Here is a 19,228-nt window from a genome sequence, read left to right on the forward strand (position 1 = left end):
GCCAGGCGCAGGCACCACCGCGCGGATCGGTATCGAGCAGCAGCACGCGCCGCCCGGCGCGCGCCCGCAACAGCGCCAACTGGCTGGCCAACACCGCCCGCCCGGCGCCGCCGTGCTGGCTGGCGATGGCGACAATCATGCCGCCCTCTGCGCCAGCGGCGTCAGGCGGCCGAACTCGGCGTCCGGCAGGGTCGCCATCACCGCCGCCATCACCTGCCCGGCCAGCCCGCGCGACAAACACAGCCAGACCCGTACCCGCGCCCCGTGGTCGCAGGCCTCCACCCGCATGAACCGCAGCGCGTCGCCGCAGGTGCGCGCCACCAGCGCCCGCAGCGGCGTCAGCGCGCCCACCGCCACCGTCAACTGCAACAGACAGGCGCGTGGCGTGGCTTGAGTAGGGGAAACAGGGTGCATGACAGACCTCCGATAACGGGTTGCGATACCGGAAAGCTTAGCGACGGCCGCGTAAAAACGGTCTAAAAAGGCCGCCTCCGACTGTAAACATCGTGTATAAATTGCGCGGTGCGCAATTTTTGCCGCGCAGCTTCTTGCAGTTGAGGATAGAATACGCAAACAGTCCACGGGCTGTACATAAACCCAGTATCGAAATAACAAGCTTGCTCCGTATGGCCACTAAAAAACCCGTTTCCGACTACAGCGAATCATCCATCCGCGTCCTCAAGGGCCTGGAACCCGTCAAGCAGCGCCCGGGCATGTACACCCGCACCGAGAACCCGCTGCACATCATCCAGGAAGTGATCGACAATGCGGCCGACGAGGCGCTGGGTGGTAATTGCAAAAACATTATCGTGACGCAAAACGCCGATGGCAGCGTCACCGTCGAAGATGACGGCCGCGGCATCCCGGTCGGCCTGCACCCCGAAGAAGGCGTGCCCACCGTGGAAATCGTCTTCACCCGGCTGCACGCCGGCGGCAAATTCGACAAGGGCAGCGGCGGCGCCTACGCCTTCTCCGGCGGCCTGCACGGGGTGGGCGTGTCGGTCACCAACGCGCTGTCCAAGCGGCTCGAAATCACGGTCTGGCGCAAGGAGCCGAACGGCACCGGCCTGCACCATCTGGTGTTTGAAAACGGTGACGTCACCCAGCCACTGAGTTCGGTGGTGGCGCCGCGCGACGCCAAGAAATCCGGCACCAAGGTCACCGTCTGGCCGGACGCCAAATACTTCGACTCGGCCGCCATCTCGCAAACCGAGCTGCAACGCCTGCTGCGCTCCAAGGCCGTGCTGCTGCCGGGCGTGACGGTCACGCTGGCCAACGCCAAGAGCGGCGAATCGCAAACCTGGCAGTACAACGACGGCCTGCGCGGCTACCTGACCGAAGCGCTGGCGCAAGCCGCCGACGGCGAGACCCTGATCCCGCTGTTCGAGGGCGAACAGTTCGCCGGCCCCGACGCCGAAGGCTTTGCCGAGGGCGAAGGCGCGTCATGGGTGGTGGCCTGGACCGAGCAAGGCGCCATCGTGCGCGAATCGTATGTCAACCTGATCCCGACCCCGAACGGCGGCACCCACGAATCCGGCCTGCGCGAAGGCTTGTACGGCGCGGTCAAAAACTTCGTCGAAATGCACTCGCTGCTGCCGAAAGGCGTCAAGCTGCTGCCGGAAGACGTGTTCGCGCGCGCCTCGTTCGTGCTGTCGGCCAAAGTGCTGGACCCGCAATTCCAGGGCCAGATCAAGGAGCGCCTGAACTCGCGCGACGCGGTGCGGCTGGTGTCGACCTATTCCAAGCCGGCGCTGGAGCTGTGGCTGAACCACCACGTCGACTACGGCAAGAAACTGGCCGAGCTGGTCATCAAACAGGCGCAATCGCGCTTGCGCTCGGCGCAAAAAGTGGAAAAGAAAAAATCCTCCGGCGTCGCCGTGTTGCCGGGCAAGCTGACCGATTGCGAATCGACCCAGGTCGACCGCACCGAACTGTTCCTGGTCGAGGGCGACTCGGCCGGCGGTTCCGCCAAGATGGGCCGCGACAAGGAATTCCAGGCCATCCTGCCGCTGCGCGGCAAGGTGCTGAACTCGTGGGAGACCGACAAGGACCGCCTGTTCGCCAACAATGAAATCCACGACATCTCGGTCGCCATCGGCGTCGATCCGCACACCGTCAAGGACACGCCCGACCTGTCCGGCCTGCGCTACGGCAAAATCTGCATCCTGTCCGATGCCGACGTCGACGGCTCGCACATCCAGGTACTGCTGCTGACGCTATTCTTCCGCCACTTCCCGGGCCTGATCGCCAACGGCAACATCTGCATCGCGCGGCCGCCGCTGTACCGGGTCGACGCCCCGGCGCGCGGCAAAAAGCCGATCCAGAAACTGTACGCGCTGGACGACGGCGAACTGGTCGCCATCGAAGACAAGCTGCGCAAGGATGGCCTGAAGGAAGGCGCGTGGTCGATCTCGCGCTTCAAAGGTCTGGGCGAGATGAACGCCGAACAGCTGTGGGAAACCACCATGAACCCGGACACCCGCCGCCTGCTGCCGGTGGCGCTGGGCGGCTACGGCCACAACGAATCGGCGGCCCGCTTCAACATGCTGATGGGCAAAGGCGAAGCCGCCGCGCGCCGCGCCTGGATCGAGGAACACGGCAACGAAGCCGACGCAGACATCTAATAAGTAGAACCGAACTATGACTCAAGCAAATCTCTTTGACGAACCGGCGGACGACACCGCGGCAGCCGCCCAACCCGCAGCCAGCGCGCCCGAGGCGCCGGTGGTATCGGCCGCCCCAGCCCAGCCCGCCGACGACGGCATCGACGCCAGCCCCGTCATCGCCAGCGACGACGGCAACCACGGCGGCGGCGACGACAGCGGCAACGGTGGCAATGGCGACAACGGTGACAACGGCGGTAATGGCGGCAACGGCGACGATGGCGGCATGTTCAGCGGCGGCGACAACGGCGACGGCGGCGACGCCCTGACCCTGTCCACCTTCGCCGAACGCGCCTATCTGGACTACGCGATCTCGGTGGTCAAAGGCCGCGCCCTGCCCGACGTCTGCGACGGCCAGAAACCGGTACAGCGCCGCATCCTGTACGCGATGAACGAAATGGGCTTGAACAGCACCGCCAAGCCGCGCAAATCGGCCACCGTGGTCGGCGACGTGCTGGGTAAATTGCACCCGCATGGCGACCAATCGGTGTACGACGCCATGGTCCGCATGGCGCAGGACTTCTCGCTGCGCTACCCGCTGGTCGACGGCCAGGGCAACTTCGGCTCGCGCGACGGCGACGGCGCCGCCGCCATGCGTTACACCGAGGCGCGCCTGACCCCGATCGCCAAAGTGCTGCTGGACGAAATCAACCAGGGCACGGTCGAATTCCAGGCCAACTACGACGGCTCTACCGAAGAACCATGCCTGCTGCCGGCGCGGCTGCCGATGGTGCTGCTGAACGGCGCCTCCGGCATCGCGGTCGGCCTGGCCACCGAAATCCCGTCGCACAACCTGGGCGAAGTGGCGGCGGCCGCCGTCGCCATGATCAAGAATCCGAAAATCAGCCACAGCGAGCTGATGGCGCTGGTGCCCGGCCCCGACTTCCCCGGCGGCGGCCAGATCATCACCCCGGCGCAGCAGATCGCCGACATGTACGCCACCGGTCGCGGCTCGATGAAAGTGCGGGCGCGCTGGAAAATCGAAGAACTGGCGCGCGGCCAATGGCAAGCGGTGGTGACCGAACTGCCACCGGGCACCTCGTCGCAAAAAGTGCTGGAAGAAATCGAAGAACTGACCAACCCAAAGGTCAAACTGGGCAAGAAAGCGCTGACGCCGGAACAACTGGCGCTGAAATCGCTGGTGCTGAATTCGCTCGACACCATCCGCGACGAATCCGGCCGCGCCGCGCCGGTGCGCCTGGTATTCGAACCAAAATCGAAAAACCAGGACCAGACCGAATTCATGCTGATGATGCTGGCCCACACCTCGCTCGAATCGTCGGCCTCGATCAACCTGGTGATGATCGGCGGCGATGGCCGGCCGCGCCAGAAAGGCCTGAGCGACATCCTGCAGGAATGGATCACCTTCCGCTTCGCCACCGTCACCCGCCGCACCCAGTACAAGCTGGGCAAGGTCGACGCCCGCATCCACATCCTGGAAGGCCGTCACACCATCCTGCTCAACATCGATGAAGTGATCCACATCATCCGCAATTCGGACGAACCGAAAGCGGCGCTGATCGCACGCTTCAAACTGAGCGACATCCAGGCCGAAGACATCCTGGAAATCCGCCTGCGCCAACTGGCGCGACTGGAAGCGATCAAGATCGAACAGGAACTGGCCGAACTGCGCAAGGAACGCCAGACGCTGCAAGACCTGCTGGACAATCCGAACTCGATGAAGCGCGCCATCATCAAAGAAATCGACAACGACGCCAAAGTCTACGGCGACGCCCGCCGCACCCTGATCGAAGAAGCCGCCAAAGCCAGCGTCGAACAGAAAGTGGTGGACGAACCGGTCACCGTCATCATCTCCGAAAAAGGCTGGATCCGCGCCCGCAGCGGCATCGGCCACGACGCCAGCCAGTTCACCTTCAAAGCCGGCGACAGCCTGTACGGCGCCTTCGAGTGCCGCACCGTCGACCACCTGCTGGCGTTTGGCAGCAACGGCCGCATCTACTCAGTGCCGGTGGCCGCATTGCCGAACGCGCGCGGCGACGGCGTCCCGGTCACCACCCTGATCGACCTGGCGTCCGGCTCGCGCCTGCTGCACTACTACGCCGGCGCCGCCAGCACCCGCCTGCTGCTGGCCACCAGCGCCGGCTTCGGCTTTGAAAGCAAGGCCGGCGACATGGTCAGCCGCAACAAGAGCGGCAAAGCCTACCTCACGCTGGACGACGGCGACGTGGTACTGCCGCCAACCATCATCCCCGACAGCGCCAGCGCCGTCGCCACACTGTCATCCGGCGCACGCGTGCTGGTATTCGGCATGGACGAAATGAAAGTGCTGACCAACGGCGGCCGCGGCGTCATCCTGATGGAACTGAACGACAAAGAAACCCTGCTGACGGCCAAGCCGATCAGCCAGAAAGGCGTCATCGTCTACGGTAGCGGGCGTGGCGGCAAAGCCCAGGAAGAGCGACTGTCCGCCTCGGCGCTGGCAGTCCACTTCGGCAAACGCGCGCGCAAGGGCAAAGAGCTGGCCACCAAAATCAAACCAACCGGCCTCACCCCCATCGTCTGATGTCCACCTCCGGGGTCAGGTCCGGAAAATGAACACGGCCCCTGCCGTAGCGCGCTGCTACGGCAGGGGCCGTGTTCACTTTTGAGACCTGACCCCGAAGGGGAGGACATTATTGCTGCTTGGCCTGGGCTTCTTTGATTTCGGCGTTGGCCTTGGCTTTGGTGGCGGCGGTCTTGTTGGCGGCCAGCGCTTTGTCGGCGGTGGCGTCGACCGTTTCCTTGATCGCTTTGGCGTCGGCTTTCACCGATTTTTTCTCGGCTTTTTCTTCCGCTTTGGCGACTGCTTTATCGCCCTTGGCGGCGGCCTTGCCTTTGTCTTCCGGATCGGCCTTCGCTACTTTCTCATTGGCCTTGGCCTGCTCCACGGCGACCTTGGCCTGGCCTTCGGCGTGCACTTTGTCGGCTTTGGAAATCGCCTTGTCGGCTTTCTTGTCAGCCTTGACGTCAGCCTTGGCTTCTTTCTGCTCGGCCTTGGCGATGTCCTTGTTGGCTTCAACCTGGGCTTTGGCGACGTCCGAGGTCTGGGCGTAAGCGCTGGTGGCCAGCAGGCCGGCGATCAGGGTGGCAATGATCTTGTTCATGGTGAATCCTTTCAATGTTTTGGTGGGTTTGCTTTTCTGCCATGTCACGCTGTCAGCATAGCCAAGCTTGCAATGCGACACTGTGCGCTGCCGTACTTAAACAGCGTTGCTATCCGCGCATCGCTGTAGCGCCCCTGCCACAAAGCGTCCTGCCACAGAGCAACTCGGTGTACAGTCGCGGTAACCATAAAAGGAGACCTTGTCATGCATATCAAAAACCTGCGCATTGGACCGCGCCTCGGACTGGCCTTTGGCGCGGTGCTGCTGATTCTGCTGGTGGTGTCGGCGCAAAGCGTGATCGGCCTCGGTTCGCTCAATGACAAGGTCAACCTGATCGTCAAAGACCGCTACCCCAAAGTCATGCTGGCCAGCCAGGCGCTGGACGGCATCAAGGATGTCGGCATCAGCCAGCGCAATATGCTGATCGCCACCGACCCGGCCCAAGCGCAGGCCGAAATCGCGATCCAGCGCGCGCGCCGCGCCGACATCAGCAAGCTGATCGACGAATTCGAGCGCAACGTCACCACCGACAAGGGCCGCGTCGCCGCCAAGGAAATCCAGGCCGCCAAGGCCAAGGTGGACGCCGCCGGCGAGCGCTTCATCGAACTGGTGAACAGCGGCGACAAGGCCACCGCCACCACCCTGCTGCTGAAGGACATGGCGGCCGACCGCAACGAGCTGATCGACAAAGTCCAGGGCTCGGTCAAGCTGGGCGGCATGCTGATGCAAAAGAGCGCCGACGAGGCCGCCGACAACTACGCCAGCGGCCGCGCCATGAGCCTGGGCCTGAGCGCGGTGGCGCTGCTGCTGGCCGGTGGCTTCGGCTACTGGATCAGCCGCGGCATCACCGTGCCGCTGCAACGCGCGGTGGACGTCGCCCAGGCCATCGCCGCCGGCAAACTGAACAGCACGATCGAAGCCGACAGCGACGATGAAACCGGCCAGCTGCTGCAAGCGCTGGCCACCATGAACGCCAGCCTGGTCAAGATCGTTGGCGAAGTGCGCGGCAGCGCCGACGTCATCACTACGGCGGCGCAGGAAATCGCCAGCGGCACGCTGGACCTGTCATCGCGCACCGAGCAACAAGCCAGCTCGCTGGAGGAAACCGCGTCGTCGATGGAAGAACTGACCAGCGCCGTGCGCCAGGGCGCCGACAACGCCCAGCAAGCCAGCAGCATCGCCCGCAACGCCGCCACCGTCGCGGCCCAGGGCGGCGCCGAAGTGGCACAAGTGGTCGAGCGCATGGCCGCCATCAGCACCGCCTCACTGAAGATCAGCGACATCATCGGCGTCATCGACGGCATCGCGTTCCAGACCAATATCCTGGCGCTGAACGCGGCGGTCGAAGCGGCGCGCGCCGGCGAACAAGGGCGCGGCTTCGCGGTGGTGGCATCCGAGGTGCGCAATCTGGCGCAGCGCTCGGCGGCGGCGGCGCGCGAGATCAAGGGGTTGATCGAGGATTCAGCCAGCAAGGTGGCCGACGGTAATCAGTACGCGGCCAAGGCCGGCCAGACCATGGGCGGCGTGTTGAGCGAGATCGAGCGGGTGGCGGCGCTGATGCGCGAAATCGACGCCTCCACCCGCGAGCAGACGCTGGGCATCGAGCAAATCAACCAGGCGGTGACGCAGATGGATCAAGTGACGCAGCAGAACGCCGCGCTGGTCGAGGAAGCGGCGGCCGCCGCCGAATCGATGCAGAACCGCACCGACGCGCTGACCGCCTCGGTGCGGGTGTTCGTGCTGGGTAACGAGAGCTCGTCGAGCCGCGCGCTGGCGCTACGCTAGCGCCTCAGCGCTGCGCGGCCGGGCGCGAATACAGATCGATGATGGTGGTGATGGCGTCCGCACACACCGAGCAGAATTTGTCGCTGCGGTCAAACATAATGCACTGCATCTCCGGCCGGTAGTAACCGGTCGCCTCGTAATTGGCGCCCTCGAACGCGCCCACCGTATGCTGGTGCGGATCGCGCGAGAACAGCGCGCTGCTCTGCTCCAGATCGCGGTGGAACAACGCGCTCATCTCCGACTCCGGCCGGTTGTTGGCGCGCAGCGCCGCGCGCTCCTTCTGATAGGCGCGCGATGCGGTTTCATACGCCTCCTTCGGCCACGAGGTCGGCAACGGCGTGCCCTCTTTCACAAACTTCTTCCATTTCAGATTGGCTGGATCGTTCAGCGCGGTCGCATTCGGCTCCCACGGTTCGCGGCGCTCGCCGCCGGTCGCATACGCCACCGGCGAGGTGTAATACTCGTCCGCCAGGCCGGCGAAGTGATGGCCGAATTCGTGCACGAACAGATAGTTGGCCCAATCATTATCGGCCGCCGCCGTGCTGAATTGGCCGAAGATGCCGCCACCGCCATAGGTCTCGTTGTTCACCAAAATCTCGATGAACTCATACGGCGCGTACTGCGCCAGCTCGCGCAGCGCGCGGTTATCGGTGGTCAGCACATAACGCTCGCTGCCGAAGATATCGTAGCGGGTGCCGACCGGCGATTCGTGATACACGCCGGTCGAAGGACGCGACACGCCGGATTCGGTGGTCGGCATAGCGATCGCCCACACGTTGAAGTCCTTCTCACGCTCCTTGAACGGCGAGGTCTGGAACAAATGATCGGCCAGACGGCGCGCCGCCGCTTCGAACTTCTTCATCTCGGCCTGGGTATAGCCATCGCCGACGATCAGCAAATCGACCTTGTCTTCAGACGGACCGTTGACGCGGATACCGATCGGCTTGACCGGCGCCGGCGGCTGCTTGCGGATCACGTCCATCGCTTTCGGATTGACGTCGGTGGTCCACACCACCGAGAACAGATTGCGCTCGTCGCGCTTGAGGATGCGCACCTTGACCGGCTGCTCCGGCATCGGGAAGCGCACCGACTCCTGGAAGCCGCGATTCATGCGCGCCGCCTCCTCGGTGCTGCGCCATTCCGCAAACACGGTCGAGAACCCGCGCGAATACAGCAACTTGCCGGTCTTGGCGTCCACCACCTCGACCAGATTGTTGCCGCGATTGGTGTTGTCGATGGTCTGGGTCAGATTGCCCGGCCATGGCAGCGGCTCCACCACCACCCGCTCCATCGCGTAGTGTTCGTCGAGCGCGTTGCCGCTGTGGAGATAGTCAACGCGCATGGTGGCCGGTTGCGCGGCCAGCGCGGCGGAAGTGCAGGCGAATAGCGCCAGCAGGGAAGCGAGGTTGCGGATCATGATGATGGGGCGGACAGTTAAGGTGAGCGACATTGTAATCCCGCTCCCGCAGCCGGACCAGAGGGCGCGGCGGGCGGACGGGCGGCTACTGTGTGCTGAGCGACTGGCCGATGTCCAGCGGCCGGATGTCGAGTCGCATGCGCAGGATCGAATAGCTGTGCGGCGCCGCCGACGCGTAGCCGACGCTATCGCGCGTCTTGGTCAGCGTGAACTGGAAGCCCAGCTCCGGCAGCGTCGCACTGCGGCCGCTGGTGGCGATGCCGATCGCCTCGCTGCGGCGGTTGTTCATCAGATTCTCCATCAACTCCACCAGCGCATTGCGGCCCAGGATATCCGGCGAAAACACCGGATCGGCCACCAGATCCTTGCGCGGCCCCAGTCGCCCGCCCGCCTTGGCCGCCGACGGCGTGAACGTATGCGTGGCCAGATCATACAAATCGCCGCTATCCAGATAACTGATCACCGCATTCGACACATTGAAGCCGGCGCGCGCCGCATCGGTGGTCGCGCGCGACAAATCCACCAGCAGCGCACCCTTGTGGCCGACAATCTCCACCCGCCGCTGCGCATCGACCACCATCGCCGTATTCTCATCGATGCCCAGGCCGTACTTGTAACCCTTCTTCAGCATCGCCGGTATCATGCGCGCAAAGCGCCCGCGCACCAGGAAATGCTGATCGACGAAGACATCGTCGCCAATAAAGCCCAGCCCCGGCGCGATCTCCTGGCCATCCGTCACGCCGCCGCGCAGCGTCGCAAACACCGTCTTCGGCGCGTAGAACATGGTACTGCTCATCACCGCCGCGCCGGCGCTGTTACCGGCCACCACACCGCCGCGCCGATACACCTCCCACACCGCATCCAGCACCGCGCTGCGGCTGCCATCCTCGCGCACCAGCGCCTGCGTGATGCGGGCCTGATCGCCGCCGGAAAAGAACACCCCGCCGGCGCCGCGCACCGCGTCCGCCAGCAACGGGTCCTCGGCCGCCTTGCGGTAATCGCTGTCGGCCAGCTTGACCGCCAGCGGCACCTGGAACGCATCGGCGCCATAGCGGTTCAGATAACCGACAATCGCCGCCGCCACCGGCGCCGGATCGGCCGCCGCCGACGCGAACACCGCAATCCGCGCACCCGGCCCACCGGCCAGCTGCACGATGCGCTGCCACACCGCGTCATTATCCGGCCGCAGATTGCCGCCGATGATCACCAGCGAACCGCGCGGCGCGGCCGGCGGCGCGCTATCGCTGGCCGCCGCACCCAGCGGCACCGCCAGCATCAACGCCGCCTGTAACAGGAATCTGATCGCCATGCGCATACCGGCTCCAAAAGAAAAATGGGACGGCGCCTCGCGGCCGCCGTCCCATTAATATACCTGAAGCCGCGCTAGCGGTAGCGGTACAGCGGCTGCTGCAGCTGGATCGGCCGCACATCCATGCGCAGCTTCAGCACCGAATACGCCTCCACCTCGGTCGAACTGTAGCCGACGCTGTCAATCGTCTTACTGAAGCGGAACTCAAAACCCAGCTCCGGATTGAAATCGCGCGGATTGCCAAACGCGATCCCGATCGCATCCTGCTGCGCGTTGTCGATCAGATTGACCATCAAATCCAGCACCGCGTTATTGCCCAGAATATCATTGGTGTAGACCGGCTCGCGCGTATCCGGCTGATTCGGGTCCAGCTTGTTGTCGGCCTTGTCCGGCGACGGCGTAAACTCGCGCGTCACCAGATTAAACTTGTCGCCCCGGTCCAGATAACTGATGGTGGCATTCGAAATATTGAAGCCCTTGATGCCGCGATCGGTAATCGCCGCCGACAAATCCAGCAGCAGCGCCCCGCTGTAGCCAATGATTTCCACATCGCGCTTGGCGTTCACCACCATCGCCGTATTCTCGTCGATGCCCAGACCGATCTGATAGCCCTTTTTCAGCATCACCGGAATCATGCGCGCAAAGCGGCCGCGCACCAGCAAGTGCTGATCGACAAACACATCCTCGCCGATGAAGCCCAGCCCCGACGCGATCTCGTGGCCATCATTAACGCCAGCCTTCAGCATATCCAGCGTCGACTTGGCGTCATAAAACATGGTGGTACTCATGATCGCCGCCCCCGCGCTGGAGCCGGCCAGCACGCCGCCGTCGCGGTAGACATCCCACACCGCGTCCAGCGCCGCCGTGTGGGTGCCGTCCGAACGCACCAGCGCGCGCGTGATGCGGGCCTGGTCGCCGCCGGTGAAATAGATGCCGGTGGCCGAATGGATCATCGCCACCGTCTCCGGATCTTCAGCCGCCTTGCGGTAATCGCTATTCGGCCAGGTCACCCCGAGCGGAATCGCGAACGCCTGCGCGCCGTACTGATTCAGCTTGTTGACCGTGGCCTGGGCCGCCGCCTCCGGGTTGATTGAAGCCGAGCCAAACACGCCAATACGCGCGCCCTTGCCGCCTGCCAGTTGCACGATGCGCTGCCACACCTCGGCGTTTTCCGCCCGCAGGCCACCACCGATGATGACCAGATTCCCGGCCGGCGGCGCCAGCACCGGCTTGGGCAGCGGCACCGCCTTGGCCGGCTTGATGCTCTTGCCCTGCACCTGGACCTTGGGCACCGGCGTGCTGACGGCGGCCTGCGCACCGGCGCAAGCCAGCACCAGCAGCCAGAGCCAGCAAAGCCGCCGGAGCGTAAAACCAGGTAAATTCATATTGCCCTTCCGATGAAAACCGGCGCCGGGCTGTCGCCGGGCGCCGTTGGTAACTGCCAGATGATACCAAGCTATTGCTTAAAAACGCATTACTTGAATGCGTAATTTACACTGGCATAGAAGCGGCGGCCACGCGGATCGGTATAGGTCGGGTCGTATCCTGAAATAAAGTAATAAGCCTGGTTCGAATATGGCGGCGCGGTATTGAACATATTCTGGATCCCGGCACGCAGTTTCAGCGCCTTGGTGGCCTGCCAGGCGCCCGACAGATCCCACAGCGAATACGCTTTTACGCGGTTGGGCGCCACCACCGTGCCGGAATCGACGTCGATCGCCGAATTCTGGTCGTCATAGCCGCTCGAATAGGTGTTCGACAGGCTGGCCGAATACGGTCCCTTGTCCCAGTCGAAGGTGATGGTGTGGCGCCAGCGCTGCACCACGCCGTCGGTGACGAAGCGGCCCAGATTCGACACATAGGCGTCGCCCGGCGCGTTCTGGATCTTCGAATCGGTCACATAAGTGCCGGTCAGACGGCCGCCGAAATTGCCGGCCCAGGTCTTCACGCCCTTGAAATCGATGGTCAGATCGAGACCGGCGGCCTTTTGCGCGCCACGGTTTTCCTTGCGCAGATCGATGTACTCGATATAGCCATCCTCGTCGCGGTGAATCAGGTCCGCGTACTTGACCGGATTGGCCAGAATCACGTCATCGCCGATTTCGGAAATCAGGTCGGTGCGCTTGATGTTCCAGTAATCCAGCGACAGCGACACCTGTTTGCTCGGCTGCAGCACCATGCCAACCGAGAACTGGCGGCTATGCTCCGGCTTCAGATTGGCGTTCGAATAGCGGTGGGTTTCCCAGTTGTCGGCGCAGTCGGCCAGATTGTTGTCGACCGTGGCGCAATACACCGGGTCCGGCAGCGTGGCGGTGGCGCTGACCTGCATCGGGCGATACAGATCGGTCATCGACGGCGCGCGGAAGCCACGGCCGGCCGAGGCGCGGAACAACATGGTATTGGTCGGCATATAACTGAGGCCGACCTTCGGACTGGCCGCGCCGCCCACCACCTGATAGTGGTCATAACGCGCCGACAGCTGCGCTTCCCACTGCTTGGTGAACGGCAGCAGCAGTTCACCGTAGATCGCCTGCACGGTGCGCGAATAGCTGGTCGACTCGCCGCCTTCCGGTGCGAAGTCATTGTTGATGTTATCGCTCATCAGCAGCGCCGACGGGTTGTAGCTGGTCTTCTCGCGACGCAGCTCGCCGCCCACCGCCATCGCGGCGTCGCCACCGCCCAGCGTGCCGACCGGATGCGAAATCTTGAAGTCGACCGAATCCATCACGCCGCGCGCGTGGCGCACCTCGTCGTTGACCTGGATGCTGTTGATCAGCGCCACGCCCTCGGCGCTGGACGGGCCGAACGGATTGATGATGCCGCTGGCGATGCCTTCCAACAGCTTGTCGTACAGCAGATAGCCGTGGGTGTCGCGGTCCTTGACCACGTTGACGCTGTGGTTCAAGCCAAAATCATAGTCCCAGCCATTGCGCGAACCGGTCAGCCCGACCACGAAGCGCTGGCTCTCGCTGGTCAGCTCCGAGGTGCGGCGGCCGGCTTCGTTGATACGCATGCGCACTTCGACCTCGCTGTCGCCGCCGGCTTCATCCGAGCCCAGATCGTAGCCGGCCAGCGCCGGGATCTTGCTGGCGTCGATATAGCCGGTGACGCGCGCGGTGGATGCCGTGTACCAGGTCTTGGAGCGGCTCAGCGCCACCTCGGCATACAGCTGGTTGTCGGCGTCCAGTTGCAGCACGCCGCGCGACAGCAGATTGACCTTGTCCGACTTCGGATACAGCTCGGTATCGCGCATGTAGTTGTAGGTACAGGCATCGACGCCGCCGATGCCGGCCGGCAGATACAGATTGGCCGGCCCGGCGCAGGTCGGAATCGACAGATTGATGGTGCGGTTGGTCAGCGGTTGACCATTCAGCGTGAAGCCCTGCGCATTCAGATAATCGCGCTGGTCGCTGCTCAGACGGATATTGGCCGGCGAGGTATAGCCGGACAGCAGATGCGGCAGGCGTTCGGCGATCCGCAGATTGTCGATGAAGCTGCGCTGCGACGTGCTGAGCGCATCGGTGCGCTGCACATCGACCACCGCAAACACGTTAAAGCCATCCTTGGCCAGATCGCCGTGACCAACGCTGAGCGAGGCGGTGCGCTTGCCGGCGCCGCCCTCGTCGGTCTTGAGACCGGACACATTGACGTCCACACCCTGGTAATCCTTGCGCGTGATGAAGTTGATGACGCCACCGATGGCGTCGGTGCCGTACAACGCCGAGGCGCCGTCCAGCAGCACCTCGACGCGCTGGATCGCGGCCGCCGGAATATTGTTCAGGTCAACGCCGGTATCATCGCCGGGCGAAGCGAAATTGGCCATGCGGCGGCCGTTCAGCAGCACCAGCGTGGACGAGGTGCCGATGCCGCGCAGATTGGCGCTGTTGAAGCCGCGCTGATCCTTGCCGTCGGTGATGCTGGCGCCGTCGGTCAGATTGCCGACGCTGGCCGACAGCCGCGCCACGATTTCTGAAGCGGTGGTGAGGCCGGCCTTGTCGATCTCGTCGCGGGTGATCACCTGCACCGGCAGCGCGGTCTCCGACTCGATGCGCTTGATGGCCGAGCCGGTGATCTCCACCCGTGGCATTGGCGCCGCGCTGGTGGTGGTGCTGTCCTGCGCCAGCGCCGATTGGCCGAAGATGCCGGCCACGGCGCCGAGGCCCAGCGCCAGACGCACCGCGCGCGTCATCCCCAAGGCTCGCATTTCACTCATAATTCACTCCCGGATGTTTGTTATGTAAATAATTCATTTAGACTAACTGTACGCACATGTAGCTAAAAACTCAAGAAAGCACGGAGTGAATCGCCGCGACGCGATTTACTTTGTCAAAATAGTGCTACATACTCAACCTTTCAGAACACCGCGCACAACCGCCATGCAAGTACACAAACACCCGCTCTCCGGCCCGCACGCCAACGCCGTCTACCAGCTGACCAGCTTCCACTTCGGCACCCCGGGCAGCGGCAAAAAGGTCTACATCCAGGGCTCGCTGCACGCCGACGAAGTACCGGGCATGCTGGTGTCGCAATTCCTGCGCAAGGAACTGAGCGCGCTGGAAGCGGCCGGCAAGATTTCCGGCGAGATCATCCTGGTGCCAGCCGCCAATCCGATCGGCCTGGCGCAAGCACTCCACGGCGCCGCCTTCGGCCGCTTCGACCTGACCACCGGCGTCAACTTCAACCGCGCCTACAAGCACGTGGCCGAGGATCTGAAAAAATCACTGGAAGGCAAACTGGGCGCCGACGCCAACGCCAACGTGGCGCTGATCCGCGACCACGCGCGCAGCTCGATCGCCGCCTGGCAACCAGCCACCGACGCCGAAACGCTGAAGAAAACCCTGATGACGCTGGCCATCGACGCCGACATCGTGCTCGACCTGCACTGCGATAACGAAGCGGTGCTGCACATCTACGCCGGCACGCCGCTGGCGAATCAAATCGCGCCGCTGGCGGCCATCCTCGGCTCGCACGCCACGCTGCTGGCCTACGAGGCCGGCGGCGAGCCGTTCGACGAAGCCTGCAGCCGTTTGTGGTGGGATCTGGATGCCCACTTCGAACATCAATATCCGATTCCGGCGGCCTGCCTGTCGACCACGATCGAACTGCGCGGCGAGCAGGAAGTCAGCTACGAGCTGGCGCGCAAGGACGCCGCCGGCCTGCTGCAATTCCTGACCCAGCAAGGCGTGCTGCACGCCGGCGACACCGCCGCGCAAGCCGCCGCCGCCGTCATGCCGCAGCCGCTGTGCGAAGCCACACCGCTGGAAGGCGTCGAGCCGCTGTACGCACCGCACGCCGGCATCCTGATCTACACCCGCGACCTGGGCGAACGGGTGACGGCCGGCGATCCGATCGCCGACCTGATCGACCCGGTCAGCGGCGACACCACCGTGCTGCGGGCGGCGGTGGACGGCGTATTCTTCGCGCGCAGCGCGCATCGCCACGTGATTCGCGGCATGAACGTCGGCAAAGTGGCCGGCGCCAAGGCTTACCGTGAGGGCGACCTGCTGAGCGCATAACTATGAACGAAAACGTCAAGAAAAAATTCAAACTCCCCCACACCTTCGTCCTGCTGTTCATCATCCTGGCGCTGATCGCGGCGGCCACCTGGCTGGTCCCCGGCGGCAAGTACGACACCCACCTGGTCAACGGCAAACAGCTGATCAACCCGGACAGCTTCCACTACATCGAAAGCGCGCCGCAGGGATTGGTATCGCTGATGAGGGCGCCGATCAAAGGCTTTGTCGAAGCGGCGCAAATCATCGGCTTCGTGCTGATCGTCGGCGGCGCGTTTGCCGTGCTGCAGAAAACCGAGGCGATCGACTCCATGATCAAATCGCTGGCGCGCGCGCACGCCAGTTCGGTGTTCATCCAGAAAGCGCTGATCCCGGTGTTCATCACCCTGTTCTCGATCGGCGGCGCCACCTTCGGCATGAACGAAGAAGCGATACCGTTTATATTGATTTTCGTGCCGCTGGCGCTGGCCTTGGGCTATGACACCGTGGTCGGCGTCTCGATCCCCTTCCTCGGCTCGCAGGTGGGCTTTTCGGCCGCGTTCCTGAATCCGTTCAACGTCGGCATCGCGCAGGGCATTGCCGGCGTGCCGGTGTTTTCCGGCTGGGGCTACCGCCTGATCGTATGGGTGATCGCCACCGCCGTCACCATCGTCTTCATGATGTGGTACGCGGCGCGCGTCAAACGCGACCCGACACTGAGCCCGACCTACGCGCTGGACCTGGAAAAGCGCAAGGAACTGCCGGCCGGCGGCGTGGCCGACTTCCACGGCATGACCGTGCGCCACAAGCTGGTGCTGTGGATCTTCGCCGGCTCGCTGGCGGTGATGGTGTTTGGCGTGGTGCACTACGAATGGTATATCGACGAAATCGCCGCGCTGTTCCTCAGCATGGCGATCGTGATCGGCCTGGTCGGCCGGCTCGACTCGACCCAGATCGTCGAAGGCTTCATGCAAGGCGCGCGTGATTTAGTCGGCACCGCGCTGGTGATCGCGCTGGCGCGCGGCACGCTGGTGCTGGCGCGTGACGCCCACATCATCGACACCATGCTGCACGCGCTGATGCCGCTGGTGCAATCGGCGCATCCGGTATTCGCGGCGTGGAAAATGTTTGGCATCCAGACCGTAATCAACTTCTTCATCCACTCCGGCAGCGGCCAGGCCGCGCTGACCATGCCCATCATGGCACCGTTGGCCGATCTGGTCGGCGTCACCCGCCAGACCGCGATCCTCGCCTTCCAGTTTGGCGAATTCACCACACCGATGATCCCCACCTCCGGCATCACCGTCGGCGTACTGGCGCTGGCGCGCATCCCCTGGATCACCTGGGCCAAATGGATGATCCCGCTGCAACTGATCTACGCCGTGCTAGCCCTGTCCCTGCTAGTCCCGCCCTGCCTGATGAACTGGCAATAACCTCCGGGGTCAGGTCCATCATTTCTACACGAACTCAGCGTTATAACGCCTGAGCTTGTGTAGAAATGATGGACCTGACCCCGAATTAGGCGCGCTCACCTGGTGACGGTCTTTAGTTGAACTATCCTGGGGATGGAGACTCCAATATCCTGTCGCGGGGAGGAAAATCGATGTCTAACTTTATTGAAAAATGCCTGTCGCAGGCTGCTGCGCCAGAGGATATCGACGACTTCATCGATCAATGGCATGACAATCCAGGCACGCAGACGCTGCATGACTTCCTCGGCATGACGCGCGACGAGTACGCGCAATGGCTCACCAACAGTGCGGCCCTACAGACCATCCTTAAATCCCGTCAATCCCCCGCAAATTGCGCACCGCCGGCACCGCAAGCCGGGCCGGGAGCCTGAGCCGGTTACCGCCGATGTGCAGATAGTCGATGTTTTCTATGGCAATAAAGGCAAGGTTGACGTATTTTCGGGCAGCCGACGGTTTATAATCGCTGTCGATCCTACGCGCACTTGCTAATTTGACTATGACTGCACAACTCTCCAAAAAGGCCGAAGCCTGGTCGGCCCGCTTTAACGAACCGGTCTCGGACCTGGTAAAACGCTACACCGCCTCGGTGTTCTTCGATAAGCGCCTGGCCAAGGCCGATATCCAGGGCTCGCTGGCCCACGCCGAGATGCTGGCCGCCCAGGGCATCATCAGCGCGCAAGACCGCGCCGAGATCGAACGCGGCATGGCGCAAATCAGCGCCGAAATCGACGCCGGCAGCTTCGAATGGCTGCTCGATCTGGAAGACGTCCACCTGAACATCGAAAAACGCCTGACCGAGCTGGTCGGTGACGCCGGCAAGCGCCTGCACACCGGCCGCTCGCGCAACGATCAGGTGGCAACCGATATCCGCCTGTACGTGCGCTCCGCCATCGACGACGTCACGCAACTGCTGCACGCGCTGCGCAGCGCGCTGACCGACCTGGCCGAAAAGAACGCCGACACCATCCTGCCCGGCTTCACCCACATGCAGGTGGCGCAGCCGATCACCTTCGGCCACCACATGCTGGCCTACGTCGAAATGTTCGGCCGCGACGCCGAGCGCATGGCCGATGCCCGCAAGCGCGTCAACCGCCTGCCGCTGGGCGCCGCCGCGCTGGCCGGCACCACTTTCCCGATCGACCGCGTGCGCGTCGCCAAGACGCTGGGCTTTGACGATGTCTGCCACAACTCGCTGGACGCCGTGTCGGACCGCGACTTCGCGATCGAATTCACCGCCGCCGCCTCGCTGATCATGACCCACATCTCGCGCATGTCGGAAGAGCTGATCATCTGGATGAGCCCGCGCGTTGGCTTCATCGACATCGCCGACCGCTTCTGCACCGGCTCGTCGATCATGCCGCAAAAGAAAAATCCGGACGTGCCGGAACTGGCGCGCGGCAAGACCGGCCGCGTCTACGGCCACCTGATGGGCCTGCTCACCCTGATGAAAGGCCAGCCGCTGGCCTACAACAAAGACAACCAGGAAGACAAGGAACCGCTGTTCGACACCGTCGACACACTGGTCGACACGCTACGCATCTTCGCCGACATGGCCGGCGGCATCTCGGTCAAGCCGGACAATATGCGCGCCGCCGCGCTGCAGGGCTACGCCACCGCCACCGACCTGGCCGACTATCTGGTCAAAAAGGGCCTGCCGTTCCGTGACGCCCACGAAGCCGTGGCCCACGCCGTGCGCGCCTGCGACGATCTGAAAATCGACCTGGCCGAAATGTCGCTGGAACAGCTGCGCGCCTTCTCGACGCTGATCGAGGATGACGTGTTTGCCGTGCTGACGCTGGAAGGCTCGGTCGCCGCCCGCGACCACGTCGGCGGCACCGCGCCGAACCAGGTGCGTCTGGCCATCGCCCGCGTGCGCGCGCAACTGGCACAGTAAGCCCCTCCCCGCCGCCACCGTCCAGCCGGACGGCGGCGGCCACATCTGCCCGCCTCTTGATCTAGCGCAGTACCCATCCCCGCCAGCGTTCT

The 19,228-nt window shown here is 63.8% G+C and carries 14 protein-coding genes; 7 read left to right on the top strand and 7 right to left on the bottom strand.

Going from position 1 to position 19,228, the window contains the following annotated elements:
• Positions 1 to 139: nucleotide-binding protein (locus GJ699_RS35380; RefSeq protein WP_154383594.1), on the bottom strand; the 139-nt coding region annotated here is incomplete at its 3' end.
• Positions 136 to 414: a hypothetical protein gene (locus tag GJ699_RS32640; RefSeq protein ID WP_154383595.1), complete on the bottom strand. Its 279-nt coding sequence runs from the start codon at positions 412 to 414 to the stop codon at positions 136 to 138. The genes GJ699_RS35380 and GJ699_RS32640, both read right to left, overlap by 4 nt.
• A 212-nt stretch (positions 415 to 626) precedes the next feature.
• Between GJ699_RS32640 and GJ699_RS32645 the strand changes: the two genes are divergently transcribed.
• A complete protein-coding gene (locus GJ699_RS32645) occupies positions 627 to 2,624 on the top strand; it encodes a DNA topoisomerase IV subunit B (protein WP_154383596.1) in 1,998 nt (665 codons plus the stop codon).
• Between the two features lie 265 nt (positions 2,625 to 2,889).
• Positions 2,890 to 5,187, top strand: coding sequence for a DNA topoisomerase IV subunit A (gene parC / locus GJ699_RS32650; protein WP_154383611.1), 2,298 nt, complete (start codon positions 2,890 to 2,892; stop codon positions 5,185 to 5,187).
• Between the two features lie 109 nt (positions 5,188 to 5,296).
• Here parC and GJ699_RS32655 read toward each other — a convergent pair whose 3' ends face one another.
• Positions 5,297 to 5,767 carry a hypothetical protein gene (locus tag GJ699_RS32655; RefSeq protein WP_154383597.1) on the bottom strand — a complete coding sequence of 157 codons (471 nt, stop codon included), beginning with the start codon at positions 5,765 to 5,767 and terminating at the stop codon, positions 5,297 to 5,299.
• A 204-nt stretch (positions 5,768 to 5,971) separates the two neighbouring features.
• Here GJ699_RS32655 and GJ699_RS35065 point away from each other — a divergent pair, with 204 nt between their 5' ends.
• Positions 5,972 to 7,552: a methyl-accepting chemotaxis protein gene (locus tag GJ699_RS35065; RefSeq protein WP_154383598.1), complete on the top strand. Its 1,581-nt coding sequence runs from the start codon at positions 5,972 to 5,974 to the stop codon at positions 7,550 to 7,552.
• 4 nt (positions 7,553 to 7,556) lie between these two features.
• Here the strand turns inward: GJ699_RS35065 and GJ699_RS32665 are convergent, their stop codons facing one another.
• The 4 genes from GJ699_RS32665 to GJ699_RS32680 all read right to left on the bottom strand — a co-directional run bounded on the left by GJ699_RS32665 (position 7,557) and on the right by GJ699_RS32680 (position 14,491).
• Positions 7,557 to 8,969, bottom strand: a complete 1,413-nt coding sequence (locus GJ699_RS32665) for an IgA Peptidase M64 (protein WP_154383612.1) — start codon at positions 8,967 to 8,969, stop codon at positions 7,557 to 7,559.
• An 85-nt stretch (positions 8,970 to 9,054) separates the two neighbouring features.
• Positions 9,055 to 10,278, bottom strand: a complete 1,224-nt coding sequence (locus tag GJ699_RS32670; RefSeq protein WP_371867736.1) for a cyanophycinase — start codon at positions 10,276 to 10,278, stop codon at positions 9,055 to 9,057.
• A gap of 74 nt (positions 10,279 to 10,352) precedes the next feature.
• A complete protein-coding gene (locus GJ699_RS32675) occupies positions 10,353 to 11,663 on the bottom strand; it encodes a cyanophycinase (protein ID WP_154383600.1) in 1,311 nt (436 codons plus the stop codon).
• Between the two features lie 89 nt (positions 11,664 to 11,752).
• Positions 11,753 to 14,491, bottom strand: a complete 2,739-nt coding sequence (locus GJ699_RS32680; protein ID WP_371867737.1) for a TonB-dependent receptor — start codon at positions 14,489 to 14,491, stop codon at positions 11,753 to 11,755.
• 163 nt (positions 14,492 to 14,654) lie between these two features.
• On the opposite strand from GJ699_RS32680, the gene GJ699_RS32685 reads away from it, so the two are divergent.
• The 4 genes from GJ699_RS32685 (at position 14,655) to argH (ending at position 19,136) form a co-directional block, all read left to right on the top strand.
• Entirely contained in the window at positions 14,655 to 15,794 is a 1,140-nt protein-coding gene (locus tag GJ699_RS32685) for a succinylglutamate desuccinylase/aspartoacylase family protein (RefSeq protein ID WP_154383601.1), read from the top strand.
• Positions 15,795 to 15,796: 2 nt separating this feature from the next.
• A complete protein-coding gene (locus tag GJ699_RS32690; protein ID WP_154383602.1) occupies positions 15,797 to 17,203 on the top strand; it encodes a YfcC family protein in 1,407 nt (468 codons plus the stop codon).
• A gap of 170 nt (positions 17,204 to 17,373) precedes the next feature.
• The gene (locus tag GJ699_RS32695; RefSeq protein WP_154383603.1) at positions 17,374 to 17,613 is read left to right on the top strand and encodes a hypothetical protein; all 240 of its coding nucleotides are present in this window, start codon (positions 17,374 to 17,376) and stop codon (positions 17,611 to 17,613) included.
• 125 nt (positions 17,614 to 17,738) lie between these two features.
• Positions 17,739 to 19,136: an argininosuccinate lyase gene (argH, locus tag GJ699_RS32700; RefSeq protein WP_154383604.1), complete on the top strand. Its 1,398-nt coding sequence runs from the start codon at positions 17,739 to 17,741 to the stop codon at positions 19,134 to 19,136.
• Positions 19,137 to 19,228 lie beyond the last annotated feature (92 nt).

This window comes from Duganella guangzhouensis (assembly GCF_009674535.1).
GTDB lineage: Bacteria > Pseudomonadota > Gammaproteobacteria > Burkholderiales > Burkholderiaceae_D > Rugamonas > Rugamonas guangzhouensis.

Coding starts and splice junctions, on each gene's coding strand:
- GJ699_RS32640 (WP_154383595.1), bottom strand. CDS start 414: ATGCACCCTGTTTCCCCTACTCAAGCCACGCCACGCGCCTGTCTGTTG.
- GJ699_RS32645 (WP_154383596.1), top strand. CDS start 627: ATGGCCACTAAAAAACCCGTTTCCGACTACAGCGAATCATCCATCCGC.
- parC (WP_154383611.1), top strand. CDS start 2,890: ATGTTCAGCGGCGGCGACAACGGCGACGGCGGCGACGCCCTGACCCTG.
- GJ699_RS32655 (WP_154383597.1), bottom strand. CDS start 5,767: ATGAACAAGATCATTGCCACCCTGATCGCCGGCCTGCTGGCCACCAGC.
- GJ699_RS35065 (WP_154383598.1), top strand. CDS start 5,972: ATGCATATCAAAAACCTGCGCATTGGACCGCGCCTCGGACTGGCCTTT.
- GJ699_RS32665 (WP_154383612.1), bottom strand. CDS start 8,969: ATGATCCGCAACCTCGCTTCCCTGCTGGCGCTATTCGCCTGCACTTCC.
- GJ699_RS32670 (WP_371867736.1), bottom strand. CDS start 10,278: ATGGCGATCAGATTCCTGTTACAGGCGGCGTTGATGCTGGCGGTGCCG.
- GJ699_RS32675 (WP_154383600.1), bottom strand. CDS start 11,663: ATGAATTTACCTGGTTTTACGCTCCGGCGGCTTTGCTGGCTCTGGCTG.
- GJ699_RS32680 (WP_371867737.1), bottom strand. CDS start 14,491: ATGAGTGAAATGCGAGCCTTGGGGATGACGCGCGCGGTGCGTCTGGCG.
- GJ699_RS32685 (WP_154383601.1), top strand. CDS start 14,655: ATGCAAGTACACAAACACCCGCTCTCCGGCCCGCACGCCAACGCCGTC.
- GJ699_RS32690 (WP_154383602.1), top strand. CDS start 15,797: ATGAACGAAAACGTCAAGAAAAAATTCAAACTCCCCCACACCTTCGTC.
- GJ699_RS32695 (WP_154383603.1), top strand. CDS start 17,374: ATGTCTAACTTTATTGAAAAATGCCTGTCGCAGGCTGCTGCGCCAGAG.
- argH (WP_154383604.1), top strand. CDS start 17,739: ATGACTGCACAACTCTCCAAAAAGGCCGAAGCCTGGTCGGCCCGCTTT.